Origin of the sequence: Alteromonas abrolhosensis, assembly GCF_001953635.1 — a bacterium.
In the GTDB taxonomy this organism is placed as follows: domain Bacteria; phylum Pseudomonadota; class Gammaproteobacteria; order Enterobacterales; family Alteromonadaceae; genus Alteromonas; species Alteromonas abrolhosensis.
This window is the reverse complement of record NZ_MEJH01000005.1, coordinates 155,067-170,079: the sequence shown is the minus strand read 5'-3', so window position 1 is coordinate 170,079 and position 15,013 is coordinate 155,067. Positions and strand designations below refer to the sequence as shown.

The 15,013-nt window shown below is 43.5% G+C and carries 14 protein-coding genes; 6 read left to right on the top strand and 8 right to left on the bottom strand.

What is annotated here, in order from left to right; translation table 11 throughout:
- Window positions 1-318: 318 nt before the first annotated feature.
- Window positions 319-873: an HNH endonuclease gene (locus BGK61_RS09675; protein WP_076010903.1), complete on the top strand. Its 555-nt coding sequence runs from the start codon at window positions 319-321 to the stop codon at window positions 871-873.
- A gap of 3 nt (window positions 874-876) precedes the next feature.
- Here BGK61_RS09675 and BGK61_RS09670 read toward each other — a convergent pair whose 3' ends face one another.
- The 5 genes from BGK61_RS09670 to BGK61_RS09650 form a co-directional block, all read right to left on the bottom strand.
- Window positions 877-1,827, bottom strand: a complete 951-nt coding sequence (locus BGK61_RS09670) for a mechanosensitive ion channel family protein (protein ID WP_014998271.1) — start codon at window positions 1,825-1,827, stop codon at window positions 877-879.
- A 130-nt stretch (window positions 1,828-1,957) separates the two neighbouring features.
- Window positions 1,958-3,205, bottom strand: coding sequence for a glutamate-5-semialdehyde dehydrogenase (locus BGK61_RS09665; protein WP_076010904.1), 1,248 nt, complete (start codon window positions 3,203-3,205; stop codon window positions 1,958-1,960).
- Entirely contained in the window at window positions 3,202-4,311 is a 1,110-nt protein-coding gene (proB, locus tag BGK61_RS09660) for a glutamate 5-kinase (protein ID WP_076010905.1), read from the bottom strand. The genes BGK61_RS09665 and proB overlap by 4 nt, the downstream gene beginning before the upstream one ends.
- A gap of 16 nt (window positions 4,312-4,327) precedes the next feature.
- Complete coding sequence (gene putP, locus BGK61_RS09655) at window positions 4,328-5,842, bottom strand: sodium/proline symporter PutP (protein ID WP_076010906.1); 1,515 nt, start codon at window positions 5,840-5,842, stop codon at window positions 4,328-4,330.
- Between the two features lie 366 nt (window positions 5,843-6,208).
- Complete coding sequence (locus BGK61_RS09650; protein WP_076010907.1) at window positions 6,209-7,255, bottom strand: DNA topoisomerase IB; 1,047 nt, start codon at window positions 7,253-7,255, stop codon at window positions 6,209-6,211.
- 608 nt (window positions 7,256-7,863) lie between these two features.
- On the opposite strand from BGK61_RS09650, the gene BGK61_RS09645 reads away from it, so the two are divergent.
- Window positions 7,864-8,454 carry a hypothetical protein gene (locus tag BGK61_RS09645; RefSeq protein ID WP_014998266.1) on the top strand — a complete coding sequence of 197 codons (591 nt, stop codon included), beginning with the start codon at window positions 7,864-7,866 and terminating at the stop codon, window positions 8,452-8,454.
- A gap of 181 nt (window positions 8,455-8,635) precedes the next feature.
- Entirely contained in the window at window positions 8,636-9,466 is an 831-nt protein-coding gene (locus BGK61_RS09640; protein ID WP_076010908.1) for an HAD family hydrolase, read from the top strand.
- A 61-nt stretch (window positions 9,467-9,527) separates the two neighbouring features.
- Here BGK61_RS09640 and BGK61_RS09635 read toward each other — a convergent pair whose 3' ends face one another.
- Both BGK61_RS09635 and BGK61_RS09630 read right to left on the bottom strand, forming a co-directional pair.
- Window positions 9,528-10,232 carry an SDR family NAD(P)-dependent oxidoreductase gene (locus BGK61_RS09635; protein ID WP_076010909.1) on the bottom strand — a complete coding sequence of 235 codons (705 nt, stop codon included), beginning with the start codon at window positions 10,230-10,232 and terminating at the stop codon, window positions 9,528-9,530.
- A gap of 20 nt (window positions 10,233-10,252) precedes the next feature.
- Window positions 10,253-10,783 (bottom strand): DUF2878 domain-containing protein, encoded by a 531-nt coding sequence (locus BGK61_RS09630; RefSeq protein ID WP_014998263.1) that lies wholly within the window; start codon window positions 10,781-10,783, stop codon window positions 10,253-10,255.
- Between the two features lie 150 nt (window positions 10,784-10,933).
- Between BGK61_RS09630 and BGK61_RS09625 the strand changes: the two genes are divergently transcribed.
- From BGK61_RS09625 to BGK61_RS09615, 3 genes are all read left to right on the top strand, one after another.
- On the top strand, window positions 10,934-12,562 hold the full coding sequence (locus tag BGK61_RS09625; RefSeq protein WP_014998262.1) for a diacylglycerol kinase family protein: 1,629 nt from the start codon (window positions 10,934-10,936) through the stop codon (window positions 12,560-12,562).
- A 7-nt stretch (window positions 12,563-12,569) separates the two neighbouring features.
- A complete protein-coding gene (gdhA, locus tag BGK61_RS09620) occupies window positions 12,570-13,922 on the top strand; it encodes an NADP-specific glutamate dehydrogenase (RefSeq protein WP_014998261.1) in 1,353 nt (450 codons plus the stop codon).
- Between the two features lie 215 nt (window positions 13,923-14,137).
- Window positions 14,138-14,593: a hemerythrin domain-containing protein gene (locus BGK61_RS09615; protein WP_014998260.1), complete on the top strand. Its 456-nt coding sequence runs from the start codon at window positions 14,138-14,140 to the stop codon at window positions 14,591-14,593.
- A 149-nt stretch (window positions 14,594-14,742) separates the two neighbouring features.
- Here the strand turns inward: BGK61_RS09615 and BGK61_RS09610 are convergent, their stop codons facing one another.
- A complete protein-coding gene (locus BGK61_RS09610) occupies window positions 14,743-14,901 on the bottom strand; it encodes a YqaE/Pmp3 family membrane protein (protein ID WP_014949371.1) in 159 nt (52 codons plus the stop codon).
- Window positions 14,902-15,013: the final 112 nt, after the last annotated feature.

Below are 15,013 nucleotides of genomic sequence, written 5' to 3'. Positions count from 1 at the left end.
GCTTTTAAACGCGGCGCATAGTATAGCTTTGAAGTGGCGTTAATACCATGGCCAAATGCAGCCCCGCGCGGAATTTGTCGTACTATTTTGTAATCAACTCGGTCTTTACCCGCTACCACCTATAGCACCATGACTATATGAAATATCTGTGAAATTTCAATTATTGACTATATTTTCATCATACTGACACAAAACAGCGTATGCTAGAACAAAAAGCGAACAAAGTAAGAACTTAAATAAACATCACGTGTAACGAATGCGCAGAAGTGATTAACCACAACAAGAACGTCTAATATTAGTGTGCTAAAGGAGATAACCATGTTGGTACTTCGACTTAATAAAGCAGGCATGCCACAAGAGTGGATAGATGTTGAACAAGCCGCAAAGCTTTACAGTCAAGATAAGGTGCTATTTGAGCTAGGTAGCGATGCTATTACGCTTAAGGGAGGCTGGAATCACGAAGGGCTGCAAAGTCAGCTTACCCTGTCTAGTATTATCGCGTGCGATGGCAAGGTAACAGATTTATCTGGCAAAGTTGCCCTTACTAATCGCTATTTGTTTAGGCGCGATAGCTACCTGTGTATGTACTGCGGCAATAAGTTTACGCCAAAGCAGCTTACCCGAGACCACATTATCCCCCGCTCTCGCGGCGGAAAAGACAGTTGGACGAACGTTGCCACTGCTTGCCAACGGTGTAATCACGCGAAAGGCGCGAAAACGCCAGAAGAAGCAAACATGCCCCTACTCGCAGTTCCGTTCAGGCCCAATGTATACGAGCGTTTTTACTTGATGAACAGGCGGATTTTGGCTGATCAAATGGCCTTTTTACAAGGCCATTTCACCAGCCACCGAGAATGGAAGTGCCTAGAATAAAGGCTATAGCGCACCGCTAGTAGTTGTCTGAGCTTCAGATAATGCTTTAGCCTGGTTTGGTGCTGATGACGAATCATTGTTCTGAGCATGCAGCTGACGCTGTTCTTCTTTTTGCGCTTTAAACCACAGGCTTAACCAGTCTGAGCACATTTTATGTTCTAATTCATGAGCTTCGGCTGTAGGGCAAAACAAGCTTACCTTCACCACTACTTTGGCAAGTTCATTGGTTTTAATCTCAACCTCGGGGTCGATGCGAATAAATTCTTGCTCTAAGTGACGTTCAATTAAGCCTTTGTAGCGCTCTGCTACGTCGCGGAAATATTCACAATGTGCTTGAGCCCTGGCATGAAACGCTGGAAGCAAACTATAGGCGTTTACAGAAGGCTCGTTCACTATTTCGAATGAATGCAAACGGTAGCGACGCATAAAGTTAAGATTTCGTACAGTTTGGGTCACTAGCTGGCTATTAGGCACGTACACGTGTTTACCCGTGTAGTTAAAGCTTTCAGGGTCTACTTCTAAAAGCGCCGTTTTCGCCCAGTCCATCTCTACTACTTCACCAATGATGTTGTTCATTTGGATCCAGTCGCCTACCCTGAACGGCCGTGCGCCCAGGTAGTAAATGAACCCCATAAAGCACTGAATAAACTCGCGGGTTGCCAGCACAATTGCCACCATAAAGGCAGCAATGGAAATTGCCAATGTTTGGATCTCAGAGCTCCACACCATCATTAGCACAATGATGATAAAGGCGTTGCCTAACTGCTCTAAAATATTAATTTGATTTCGACGGTCTTCACCGCGATGAGAACTAATACGCCTGATAAGGCGCAGCACACCCTTTTTAATAAAGTGCAGTACAATTAAAAGTACTAGAGATGTCAGCAGTTTATAATCGTTGGCAAAGGTTATAAATTGATGCCATAACTGCGCTGGTTCTATCACAATCTCCATGTAGGCTCCGTCTGTACTCCGAGGGTAAATATTTGAATAGGCGAAAAAAAGCGCCGACGAATGTCAGCGCTTTTAATTATGAAGCATGTAAACTCGCGGCACAATGCCGACCAGTTAAAACATCTTTTTATTAGTCGCGAATTTGGCCTTCGCCATTCACTAAATATTTCTCTGAAGTCAATGACTCCAAGCCCATTGGGCCATAAGCATGCAGTTTAGTGGTTGCGATACCAATTTCTGCACCTAAGCCAAGCTGACTGCCGTCTGAGAAGCGTGAAGAGGCATTAACCATTACTACACTTGCATCAACTGTACGTTGGAACAGCTTGCCTTTTTCCGCATCTTCAGTACAAATTACTTCCGTGTGGTTACTACCAAACTGCGCAATGTGGTCAACCGCAGCGTCGAAATCGTCAACCACGCGAATCGCGATTTCAAGGCCAAGATACTCTTCACCGTACGCGTCTTCAGAAATAACGTCAGCGCCGTCGAAGTACTGGCTACCTTTCTCATTAACGTGAACCTTAACGCCTTTTTCTTTAAACGCCTCGGCCACTTTTGGCAGAAAATCACCCGCAATAGCCTGGTGTACAACTAGACCTTCCAAAGCATTACACACGCCGGTACGTTGTGTCTTACCGTTTAGAAGTAGCGCCATCGCTTTATCTAAATTTGCATCTTTGTCTACGTAAAGGTGACACACACCTTTAAAGTGCTGAATAACTGGCACCTTGGCGTTATCAGTCACGTAGTTAATAAGGCCTTCGCCACCACGTGGAATAATAACGTCAATATAGTCGCGTTGTTCCATTAGCTCTTGCATTAATGCGCGGTCAGGATTTGGCACAACCGTAACCAATGCTTTCGGCAAGTTGTGTTTTTCCAGCACATCTTGCATAAGCTCAGCAATGGCTAAGCTGGTATCCAATGCTTCTTTACCACCACGTAATATTACTGCGTTACCCGATTTGAAGCACAGCGCGCCTGCGTCGGCAGTAACATTAGGTCGTGCTTCATATATCATGCACACAACACCAAGCGGTATACGCATTTTCTTAATCTCAATACCGTTTGGACGAGTACCGATAACGCGCTCTTTACCTACTGGATCGTCAAGTTCAACAATAACTTCAATACCCTCAGCCATGGCTTCAATACGCTCTTCATTAAGTATTAAGCGATCAACCATTGCTGCGTCTAAGTTATTTTCTTTGGCGCGCGCGACTTCCTTTTCGTTTACTTCAATAATTTTGCTTTTATTTGCACGAATTGCCGCGGCCATTTCAGTTAACACCGCGTTTTTCTGGCTTTCACTTAAAATAGCCAGTGTACGTGCAGCTTTTTTTGCCTGTTGTGCTAACTCTGTAATAATGCTCATTCTTTCTCCAGATTTGCTATGTGCTGATCAGAAATAATTGGCCCAGTCTTTTCCTCAAACTCATGGGCGAATTCTTCGTTTTCCTGATTCGCAATGAAATTCAATAAACAGCTACTGTAATTCGACTTGGCTTTCACCAGTTTAGTACCGTCTTCTTTACGTACTAGAATGGTATCGCCTACCGAGAACTCACCTTTCACGTCTATAATCTCGCTACTTGTAAGCTGCTCTGCGTCGCCAGCTAGAGAGGCGTCAAAGTCCCCTTCAACTATCACCTCACCCTGCGCGTTTGACGTATGGCGCATCCAATGCACATTCTCTTGCATTGGTTTATCATGAGGTACGAAATGCGTGCCCGGGTTTTCACCTGCTAGCAGCATATTAAACGACAGTTCAGTAAAGCCGTTAATAATATATGTATCTATACCATGCGAAACGGCTTTTTCGGCCGCTTCAATTTTAGTGCGCATTCCGCCGGTGCCTACACCGCCTTTAACCGCACCACCAGCCATGTCATAAATGCTTTGATCAATGGTATTAACCGACTTCAGCAATTTCGCGTCGTCATGTTCATGCGGGTTCTTGTCATACAACCCATCAATGTCTGAACAGATGATAAGCGCGTCTGCTTCGGCTGCCGACGCCACCATGGCCGATAAATTATCGTTATCACCCACTTTCAATTTGTCGGTGGTAACGGTGTCGTTCTCATTCACGATTGGCAGAATATTGTTATCCAATAAACTGAATATCGTTTCACGAATACTTACATAACGCTCTCTGTCTCGCAGGTCAGCATGCGTTAAAAGCATTTGGGCAGATGGAAAATCAAATAGTCTGTCCCACGTGGCGATCATTTCAGTTTGACCCGCTGCCGCCATTGCTTTTTTAACCGCAATATCTGACTTCTCTTGCTCTGGAAACAGATGCGCACCTGCTGCGACAGAACCAGAAGACACGAGTACAACTTGTGTACCGTTGGCTCTGCATCGCACGATAAATTGCGCAATGCTCAAGAGGTAGTGACTGCTACAACCTTGTTGGTTGGGCGATATCAATGCACTACCCACTTTAATGACTACGCGTTTCCAATTTGGATGACTCATAATAAACTTTTTAACCTTAAGATTGTTGATTCGCTAATTCTTCACTGGCTTGCGCAAATGTTGCCTGAACATTTGTCGATGGATCTTCGCTAAAACGACTTACCATATATAGCGTTAGCGTACTCACAGCAAACCCTGGAATAATTTCATAAATAACACTGCTTAACGTTTTACCGTCAGCGAGAACTGGCGCGTATATCCAAAACAGTACGGTTACCGCACCGCTAATCATGCCAGCCATTGCCGCTTTCGCTGTTAGGTCCTTTTTATACAGACAAAACAGTACTAACGGACCAAAAGCAGCACCAAAACCTGCCCAAGCGTTACTTACTAAAGATAAAATTGTATTCGACGCATCCATGGCCAATAGCAGTGCAACTACGGCAACTCCCGCTACACCATAACGACCAATTGTTACGGTTTGCTTTTCGCTTAGCGATTTATTCGGTGACTTTTTATTTACCATTACGCGATAAATATCTTCGGTCAGAGAGCTCGCACTTACTAATAACTGCGACGAAATTGTACTCATAATGGCGGCTAAAATAGCGGCCATTAGAAATCCACTAATAAGTGGGTGAAACAGCAATTGTGAGAAGATAATAAATATCGTCTCAGGGTCGTCGACGGCCAGGCCAAACTGATTAGCATAGGCAATGCCCACAAAGCCTGTTGCTAGTGCCCCAATAATGGTCACTAACATCCACGACATACCAATATTTCGCGCTGTTCCAATTGCCTTAACAGAGCGAATTGCCATAAAACGGACAATAATATGAGGCTGTCCGAAATAGCCTAAGCCCCAGCCCAAACTAGATAACAACCCGACAATCGTTAGCGTTTCTAACGATTCAGAAAAATTCGGTACAGATTGATAAGCGGCACTTGTCATTTGCGATACGCTGTCGAATTCGGTAAACGCTACAATTGGCACTAGTACCAATGCCACGAACATAATGCACCCTTGCACAAAGTCCGTAAGGCTTACCGCCAAAAAACCACCGAGTAATGTATAAGACACCACTACACCCAGCGTAATAAACAGGCCTAACTGGTAATCGACTGAAAATGCGCTTTCAAACAACTTACCACCTGCAACTAACCCGGCTGACGTGTACAACGTGAAAAACAGCACGATTATCACCGCTGAAACAATGCGCAAGCTTGAGTTCGGCGTGTTGAACCGCTTGGCAAAAAACTCAGGCACAGTAAGCGAGTCGTTCGCTACTTCGGTATAAACGCGAAGCTTCGGTGCTACTAATACGTAATTAGCTAACGCACCAGCTACCAGTCCAATTGCGATGTAGACCGCGTCAAAACCGGTTAAGTACATTGCTCCTGGTAAGCCCATCAGCATCCAACCTGACATGTCAGACGCACCCGCAGACAGTGCGGTAACTTGAGGGCTTACTTGTCGCCCTCCTAAAATGTATCCAGATATATCACTGGTAGATTGTCGGTAAGCAAACAACCCTATCCCTAACATCGCTATAAAATACACGGCTAGTGATAGGTAACTTTCCATTGGCATAACGTTCGTTATTTCCTCTATTGCTCTTCGAAAACTCGTAAATGAAAATGCCGTTCAACCTTTGCCAACCCAATTCGCTCAGCAAATATTGAATCGAACAGTAATCATTAGAGCTCTAACAATATAAGGATCTGACAAAAAATTTCAAGTGCAATTTTTAAACAACATCGTTTAGCTGGCACTTATGTTTAAATTAGCACCAACCATGTTTCACAGCATATTACGTTAACAAAATTTATAATTACCACTAATATTCAATAACTTAAAAACACCAAGTCATTTATGAAACAATTTAACTTTAGCTGAAAAGGCGCGGAAAGCAGCAACTTTACTATCAGCTAAAACATTTTCATTAAAAATACTTTGTTACGCGCACTCAGACGAAATAACATCCAAAAGAAGCTTTTCTACAGGCAGTAAATGGGTAAGTTGCGTACAATCTTCACTATGTAGCGAGCGAACCCGATTAATTAGCTTCTCACACGCCTTTTCGTCATTTTTCACAGTAAATAGTTTCGGATGAATATAATATTTCCTGCAAACGGTGGGAGTATTGCCTAGCTCTGCTGCAACACACTTACTTAACGTACTCTCCCATTTCTTGGTTCTGGAGTTTGCTATCTGTTCATACACACTGGGCAGGTTTGTTAGTGCAAATCGACTTGATGCCCACGTTCGAAAGTCTTTACAACTGAACTGTTCACTTAGTTCTTTGTGGATGAACGCATTAACGTCTTCGCTCGTTACGTCGTGCCATTGATTATTCTCATCTTGATAACGAAATAAACAGTAACCCTGTTGTTGCGCACAGTCACAAACTAATGAAGCAAGCTCAGGGTCGTTTACTTTTAGTGTTCTTGGTTTGCCGTGCTTACCAATGTAAGCAAGTTCAACACTATCGTCACACTGCGCTTGTACATGCTTGCGCCGTAATGTAGTTAACCCATATGTGTTATTTTCCTTGCTATATTGAGCGTTGCCAACTCTAGCACCTGTGTAATCGAGCAACAGGCACACCAGCGCGCAAGCTCTTTCTTGCGTCCATGTTGGCTGTGAAATTAATGATAGACAGTGCTCACGGAATTCAGGAAGTGCATTACCAAAGGCAACCAAACGCTCAAATTTTTCTACTTGCTGCTGCTCGTGCCATTTATCGTGGTAGATGTACTGTTTACGCCCTTTCTCGTCATATCCGACTGCTTGAATACTGGCTTTACTGTCACGGCTTATAAAGGTATCTCGCCAATTAGGCGGAATGACAAGCTTTTTAATCCGCTTAAGCACACGTTCGCCTGTCACTTTTTTTCCGCTAACGTAGCGATAGTAAAATCGTTTATTCCCGCACGCCATTCGCTTTATCGATAGATGGCTATCATCTGAATAAACGTTGCAATACCCTTTAGTCCGTTTCATACACTCCACTTCTTTCGCCAGTTCTCTCGCCACTTCTGCCCCACCAGTAAAGGAACTATTCAATAAAAATATCCTCTAGGGGGTATTGTTCTCTCCCGTAAACAAATTAGAAGCTACGCAGAACATAAGAATAAAACCGCTAATTCATAAATAAAACTTACATTGAATTGCTAAGAAATGATCACAACGTTCAAACCCGCTTCTAATACGGTGGAGGATTCTCTGAACAATGAAGAGCATACGCTGTAACGATTTTTCACAGCATGTGTAAAATTCTCACAAAGACTACCACTCGCTCTATTTGTAAGGTGCGCGAAACCGCCACGTGTATGGGTAAAATCCCAACAAACTGGGGTTTCGTGCTTACTAAACCATATTTAACGTTCCTAAAATAACCATAAATTACATATAGATAGAACAACCAACATTTCAATTTAAACGAAAGTATAAGCGTTTGGTGTCCCTCACAGGAATACAACTTGAATAAATCTAAGTAAGGGTTACCAAGTTACATTTAATTTCAGGGCCTCAACATTTATCGATTGCCGTTGAAGTTAAGTGAAGTCGATTGATTTAGAGAGTCCAAGTTAGAAGTCGAGGATTTAAAGATGAATGTTCAAAGTTCGAATAAGGTAGTTTCAGAAAGCGCTAACAGCAATGAGCATGAAAATTTTAGAGCCAACGTTGTATCAAACGGCGAATTGCAAGTTGCCGCTGTGTTTCCTTCTAAACAGAAAGTCCAGGAAGTACTGGAAATAGTACAAGACAACACGTCTGTAGAGGCGTCGCAAGTTGAGATAATCGAAGCTGGCGATCCTAAAATGAGCGAAAAGCTTGAGCGCAATAGCGCCTCTATTGGTAAGAGTATGTGGTCGTCGCATTTACTTCTTGGTTCTATTGGCGTTGTGCTAGGGCTGATTACCGCCTTTCTACTAACTCAGTTTGGCCCTGCCCTTACCCAACAAAATCCTTTGTTTACTTACATCGCATTAATTAGTCCAGGCCTATTCATTGGGTTATTCATTGCGGGTCTAATTGGGTTACGCCCTGATAGAAATGAAGTGATCCAAACAGTAAGACATGCGGTTAGATACGGTAAAGTAGCGTTAGTGATTAATCTTAAAAAATCTCAGTCTTCTTCTAAGGTGTCACAGCTATTGAAGCAGCACTCAGACAAAGTAGTTGAATCTATTAGGTAGTACGACTAATTACACTATTTGAAACGCTGCTGAAATGTAGAATGTGGTAAGGTATTGTTAAGGTATGTACCAAACTCACTGATACGTAACAAGCAAAAGGGCAATATAACGACCAAGACGTATATTGCCCTTTATCGTTTGGTCTGCGGTCATTTTGCAAGAGAGACTAGGCACCAATTGTATGGATTTAATATTTTTTGATTTAGATGGGACCTTATTAAATAAGTCATCTGAAATATCTTCGTTCACTAAAGAAACGTTGGGCCTACTTGGCGAAAGAGACATCGCCTTTACGGTAGCAACGGGCCGAACCATGCACTCAGCACAGTTTGTGCTTAAAGGTCAGTCATTTGTACTCCCTCATATTTACAACAATGGTGTGGCCATTTGGGACCCGTCAGGAAATGCATTGACGTTAGAGAATTTGCTGGCCCCCAGTGAAGTAAACCTCATTATTGAACACGCTGTACAAAACAATATTACGCCTTTCATTAATACCGTGAACATGGAAAGCCCTAACCATGAACACGTAATTTACCATTCTTCTCCTAAGCATCAGGTAGAGCATGACTTAATAAAGAAGTATTTTTCTCGCACTAAAGCTCGCCTTGCTTCTATTGAGTCGCTACCCGCAAATGCGCATATTACTAATATAAGTATGATAGGCGATGCACCGCTCGTTTATGATATGTATAAGCAGTTAAACATGCATGAAGGTTTAATCGCTTATTCAGGCCCAGCAATTGAAGGTGATGAATATCGTTGGATGGATGTGCACCACAACCTTGCGAATAAAGGCAGTGCTGTAGAGTTGTTACGCAATCAACTAAACGCAAGTAACGTTATTGTATTTGGTGACAGCGATAACGATTTAAGCATGTTTAAATTGGCTGACGAGGCCTATGCGCCATCAAATGCAAAGCCTTACATCAAAGACGCTGCCACATCAGTTATTGGCCATCATGACGAAGACGGAATCGCACGCTTTCTAAGAGAGCGATTCTCGCTGTAATACATGCGGTTCTTTAGACAAGACTGAGCTAATCCAAGTAATGGTAGCTCGAATAACTAAGCTACCATTCAATTGGCTCTCTATCTTTCAAGAACTTTCCGTGAGGGCCGCCCTCTTCCATTGTCGCAAGCCATATTGCGGTATCTGCCCCCTCCTCAGGGGGCCTAGGTGCGTCACTTCCCCCCATTCGGGTATGTACCCAGCCTGGTGTCATACTATTAACCGTGACATCGAGCGATTTGCCGTCAGCAGCTTGGTCAACTACAGCTGCCATCTTAACGGTAAGCGCATTAAGTGCCGCCTTGGATATGGCATAGCACAATGGTCCTTTCAAACCCTCGGCAAAGCTGCCGTAACTAGAACTTATATTAATAATACGCCCAAAGCCCCGTTCAATCATTTGAGGTAGCGTCTGCTGAATGAGTGTGAGGGGCGCATTCACATTAACTTGCATTGACTTAGCAAAGGTCTCGGAATTCACGTCCTTCCAATCGGTATCATCTAAAATGCCTGCATTATTGATGAGTATATCGATAGGTCCATACACTGCTTCAGCACGTACAAATGCATCAACGATTGCCGTTTCGTTATCAAGTGGCATTTCGATGATATGAAGATCCCCACCCACAATATCTTTTTTAGCTTCAAGGCCCGACTCTTCGTCTCGACACCCCATCAGCACCTTATAGCCTTTAGATAGCATTCCCTTCACTATTTCTAGACCTATGCCTCTGTTACCACCGGTAACTAATACGTTTTTCGTCATTACCAATACACTCCTTGCGTTTACGCTTGGGCCTGTTTTGCCTCAAAACGATTGGATAAATAAAAACATAGCGGAAAGACTACACTCCACACCAACGCGATAAAGATATAAGAAAGCATTACGCTCGTGCCTAGCTCTACCGCTCCGAATTCTGCACCTGCGATATAACTGAGCGGTGCGAACACCGCTCCTGCTACGGCAGCGATAGCTATTCGCCCATTGAAAGCGGTTAAACTATGGTAAACGGTACCCGCAAAGGCGGCCCAAAGTAGGCTTAACCAAATAGGAATTGGCCAAAAGCTTACGAGCACTTCTGTTTGGTTGAAAATAAACAAGCCACTAACAGTGAGTAAGGTATCTATTACAGTGCCAAGAAGAAAAACCGTGCTCATTAGCTTTATATCTTCTATGCGCTTAGGCGATATGGCAATCCACAATGCAATTAATCCCAACACAGGCAACACGGCTTGGTTCTGAAATAAAATAACCAGCCACCAAATGCTTTGGAACCATATAAAGTTTACTACCTTCAATACTGCACTATTTTTCATTTAACACGCTCACACTTTCAATACCAACGCATACGTTATTGGCAATGCGATAGTTCAAACCTGTTACTACAAAAGTAAACGAAAACATTCCAGCATAAGTATAGATGCATAGGCTGTTTGCTTTTTCCAATTACAAAGGATGTGTTAATCGTGAAAATGGTGAAGTATTACGTACTTGGTGCATTGTTGGCATTAGTGTTAACGCTAACTGTGCCTGTGATATTGCTAAAAGTGGTGTTTGGCTGGATAGCATTTTCGCTAATTGCAGTCAGCAGTGCCTATTTGCTTAATTACCCCAGTCTTTTCCGTAAGCGCGAAGATGGGTCAATTCCCTTTTACATTCGCTGGGTTTTTGTGCCTTTCTTGCTGGGCTCATGGCTTTATAATGAGTATGCTCGCAGAACTGATAAAGTCCCCCCGCTTCAGAAAATAGAGCCAAACTTGTTTCTTGCCTGCCGCATGTCGGGAAAACACGTTAGCCTATTAAATGAAAACAACATTGATGCCATTCTCGATGTAACCGCCGAATTCGATGGCTTAGACTGGACTGCTTATCAGGAAGACTATCGGTATTTAAACGTGCCGGTGCTAGATCACACTAGCCCAACTCCAGAACAACTGCTTCTTGCCATAAATTGGCTAAACCAGCAGATATCTGAAAACAAAAATGTCGTCGTGCACTGCGCACTTGGACGAGGACGCTCTGTGCTGGTGGTGGCCGCTTATTTGCTGGCAAAGAATCCTAATTTAACTGTAGATGACGCTCTTCGTGAAATTAACCAAATACGACAAACAGCAAGACTTAATAAACGACAGTTAGCTTCATTGCAAAAAGTAAGAGATGGCGGCTTACTTTCGTTGCAAAAAGACTTAACGCTTATCGTAAACCCGGTTGCTGGCGGTGGTAAATGGAAGCAATACCGAGATGACGTGTTGTCTCGGCTAAACGAAAAATTCAAAGTTACGGTTAAAGAGACCACTGAAGATATAGATGGCAAGACACTGGCAGAGCAAGCCAAAAAAGACGGTGCTGATATTATCGTCGCCTGTGGCGGCGACGGCACATTAACAGAAGTTGCGTCTGCTCTCGTAAATACTGGTATTACCATGGGCATTATCCCTTTTGGTACGGCAAACGCGCTCAGTCAGGTGTTGCACGGATATATCAGCAAAGTAATGCCCATAAGTACCGCATGCGACATTATTATCGAAGGTAATACCCTGGATATCGATACCGCAACGTGTAACGACCATGTGATGTTACTTGTGGCCGCCGTCGGTTTTGAGGAGAAAATGATCTCTGCCGCTGACCGTGAAGAAAAGAACATGGGAGGCCAATTTGCCTACCTCAAAGGTCTTTGGAACGCTATTTCAAATAACGAGAATATGACCTTCAAGGTTGCAATTGACGGAAAAAGCGCTGAAACACTAGAGACACCCAGCTTTGTTATAGCTAACGCGGCACCAATGACTACAGCGCTTGCGCAAGGCGCAGAGCCCCCTGACATTACAGACGGCAAACTTGATTTAACGTGGTTGTTACCACAGCCCAGTTCAGACAGGCAGTTTGCGTCTTTGGCCGAGTTGGTATTGAGCCCAGCCGAAGCAAAAAAACAATCAGAATCTATACACCATGAACGCGCGTCCAACATTACTTTAACGTTCGATAAACCTACAGCATATGCTGTGGACGGCGAGATCTATGAGGGCGAATCACTGGTTATTAAAGCGTGCCCTCGCAGTCTTACCGTGCTCACCAGTTTTAAAGAAAAGGATTAAGTAGTACATGGCCCAAAAAAGCAATTTTGATGAAATATATACTTTTCTCAATGAGAAGTTCGCAGGCGAAACCGAGTATCTTCAGGCAGTACACGAAGTGCTTGAAGACATCGTTCCCATATATAATGCGAACGAAGATTATAAGGCGTTTGACATAGTAAGGCGTATTTGCCTGCCTGAACGCATTATCTATTTCACCGTCTCATGGATGAACAGCGAGGGAAAAATTGAAGTAAACCAAGGCTGGCGTGTGCAGCACAATTCGGCCATGGGCCCTTACAAAGGGGGCTTGCGCTTTCACCCTACCGTAAACCTCTCTGTGCTTAAGTTTCTTGCATTCGAGCAATGCTTTAAAAACGCGCTCACCGGGTTGCCCATGGGTGGGGGTAAAGGTGGTTCAGACTTTAACCCCAAAGGCCGCTCAGATCGCGATATCATGCTATTTTGCCAAGCATTCATGCGTGAATTACAGCGGCATATTGGTGCAAATACCGACGTGCCTGCAGGCGATATCAATGTAGGTGCCAGGGAAATAGGTTATCTATATGGTGAGTACCGTAGGCTAAACAACAAATTTGAAGGGGTACTAACGGGTAAGGGCTTAGAGTTCGGTGGAAGTTATGTACGAACAGAGGCCACGGGTTTCGGACTCATTTACTTCTTAGAAGCGGTTTGTCAGCATAAAGGTACTCAAATTGAAGGGAAGACGATCTCGGTATCTGGTGCCGGCAATGTAGCGCTGCATGCCGCTTTAAAAGCCGTAGAAAAAGGTGGAAAAGTTATTTCGCTGTCGAACAGCCGGGGACTTCTGCACAACGAACAAGGGATAACAGATACTGCACTTAAATGGGCAATCGACAACCATGCTTCTCGTAATAACATCCTTACAGATATGGCTAATGAAGGCATGGGTAAATGGGTGGCGAATAAAAAGCCCTGGCACTTAAAGTGTGATATTGCCCTACCCTGTGCTACGCAAAACGAACTCCATGCAGACGATGCGAAATTGTTACTAGAGAACGGTTGTCAGATGGCTTTAGAAGGGGCGAATATGCCCTGTACCAAAGACGCACAAGCGCATTTTTCCGACGCAAAAATCGCTTATGTACCGGGTAAAGCATCGAATGCGGGAGGAGTCGCGTTGTCGGGCTTAGAAATGGGCCAAAACGCTATGTTCAATCAACGCAACGCGAGCGCATTAGATGAACAATTGTATTCAATCATGGAAAGCATTCATCAGCGCTGTGTCAATGAAGGAAAATCTGAAAGTGGCGCAAGCGACTACGTTGACTATATGAAAGGCGCCAACATCGCAGCATTCAGACGATTGGCAGATGCCGTGGTCGCACAAGGCGTGTAATGTGGTTTATTCGATAAATTCGCGGTCAATGCGCCGTGAATTTATCGGCAACATTCTTGTAAATTTTGCGTTGTCACTTTCTCCTCCTAACTCCTGCTTCCCCAACGACTAGAAAAATTCGATATAAATCATAAGCTAACAAGTTCTCTATTCATGGAATAAAAATAGCATTATTAGTGCTGTGAATCACTTTTAGGCATTAAAAAGGAACGACCATGAAAATTTTTGAAGCATTACGTCAAGACCATGAAAAGCAACGTTTGTTGCTTAAGATATTGGCTGAAACAAGTGGCGACACCGCTGCGCGTCGCGAGTATTACCAAGAGCTTAAAAACCAGCTTGAAAGCCATGCTATTGCAGAAGAGCGCCACTTTTATTCTCATTTGCTAGAGAAAGACGCGACTATAGATTTAACACGCCATGGTATTGCAGAGCATCACGAGATTGATGAACTGCTCGCCAAACTAGATGACACCGACATGAGCTCACCGGCTTGGCTACGTCATTTAAAAAATCTACAGGAAAAGGTAGAACACCACCTAGCTGATGAAGAACAAGAGTTCTTCCAGGTTGCAGGTAATGTGCTTAATGACCGCCAAAAAACAAAATTGGCTGAAGAATACCAAAGGGAAATGAAACAAGAGCTAGATGACGAAAAGCTCACAGCGTAATAGGAGATAGTTTACGTTGGATAAATCGCTTCGCTCGAAACCTACCACAACATAAAAAAGCCAGCTAATCAAGCTGGCTTTTGTTTATCTACTGCTATGGCTTTGGCAATGCAGTCTATTTCATAGCGAGTAGTGGCTAGTCTACATTACTATTTTTTAGCGATGATATAGACAGCGTGGATAACACCTGGGAAATAGCCAAGAATAGTTAAAAGGATATTAATCCAAAAGTGAGCGCCAATACCCACTTGCAAGAACACGCCCAACGGTGGAAGTAAAATCGATAACAGTATACGAATGATGTCCATAATAAATTCCTTGTTTTTGAAGTAATTTCACAACTCAGTGGGCAAAATACTCACACTTTGGCGAAAAATTCTGGCCCGCAGAGCGTTTTACACGCTTCGTTATTAGTATTTG

Bases quoted from the DNA above. Each gene is read 5' to 3' on its own strand.
- BGK61_RS09675 (WP_076010903.1), top strand. From the start codon at position 319: ATGTTGGTACTTCGACTTAATAAAGCAGGCATGCCACAAGAGTGGATA.
- BGK61_RS09640 (WP_076010908.1), top strand. From the start codon at position 8,636: ATGGATTTAATATTTTTTGATTTAGATGGGACCTTATTAAATAAGTCA.
- proB (WP_076010905.1), bottom strand. From the start codon at position 4,311: ATGAGTCATCCAAATTGGAAACGCGTAGTCATTAAAGTGGGTAGTGCA.
- BGK61_RS09650 (WP_076010907.1), bottom strand. From the start codon at position 7,255: ATGAAACGGACTAAAGGGTATTGCAACGTTTATTCAGATGATAGCCAT.
- BGK61_RS09670 (WP_014998271.1), bottom strand. From the start codon at position 1,827: ATGGAGATTGTGATAGAACCAGCGCAGTTATGGCATCAATTTATAACC.
- BGK61_RS09635 (WP_076010909.1), bottom strand. From the start codon at position 10,232: ATGACGAAAAACGTATTAGTTACCGGTGGTAACAGAGGCATAGGTCTA.
- BGK61_RS09610 (WP_014949371.1), bottom strand. From the start codon at position 14,901: ATGGACATCATTCGTATACTGTTATCGATTTTACTTCCACCGTTGGGC.
- BGK61_RS09630 (WP_014998263.1), bottom strand. From the start codon at position 10,783: ATGAAAAATAGTGCAGTATTGAAGGTAGTAAACTTTATATGGTTCCAA.
- BGK61_RS09615 (WP_014998260.1), top strand. From the start codon at position 14,138: ATGAAAATTTTTGAAGCATTACGTCAAGACCATGAAAAGCAACGTTTG.
- gdhA (WP_014998261.1), top strand. From the start codon at position 12,570: ATGGCCCAAAAAAGCAATTTTGATGAAATATATACTTTTCTCAATGAG.
- putP (WP_076010906.1), bottom strand. From the start codon at position 5,842: ATGCCAATGGAAAGTTACCTATCACTAGCCGTGTATTTTATAGCGATG.
- BGK61_RS09645 (WP_014998266.1), top strand. From the start codon at position 7,864: ATGAATGTTCAAAGTTCGAATAAGGTAGTTTCAGAAAGCGCTAACAGC.
- BGK61_RS09665 (WP_076010904.1), bottom strand. From the start codon at position 3,205: ATGAGCATTATTACAGAGTTAGCACAACAGGCAAAAAAAGCTGCACGT.